Source organism: Streptomyces beihaiensis (assembly GCF_026274175.1).
Lineage (GTDB): Bacteria > Actinomycetota > Actinomycetes > Streptomycetales > Streptomycetaceae > Streptomyces > Streptomyces beihaiensis.
In genome coordinates, this window is record NZ_JAPHNL010000260.1 from 1 (window position 1) to 321 (window position 321).

The window sequence follows — 321 nt, forward strand, 5'->3', positions numbered from 1 at the left end:
GCGGCTCACAGCCACTCGTTGATGGCCGCGACCAGCACGGTTGCCTCGTAGCGGACGGCGAGTTTGTCGTAGCGGGTAGCGACCGCGCGGTGGCGCTTGAGGCGATTGATCCCGCACTCGACCGCGTGGCGAGCCTTGTAATCCTCCGCGTCGAACTTCGGCGGACGCCCACCACGCAAGCCGCGCTTGAGGCGGTGGGCGACCTGGTCGCGCTTCTCCGGGATCGTGCAGCGGATCCCACGCTTGCGCAGGTAGGCGCGGTTCGCGCGGGACCCGTAAGCCTTGTCCGCGCGGCCTTGTCCGCTCGGGTGCGCGGGCGCC

1 pseudogene is annotated in these 321 nt (G+C 70.4%); it reads right to left on the reverse strand.

Features of this window, described 5'->3' with window-relative positions:
• Positions 1–5: 5 nt before the first annotated feature.
• Positions 6–321: pseudogene (locus OFY01_RS32825) on the reverse strand (transposase); the annotation flags it as partial.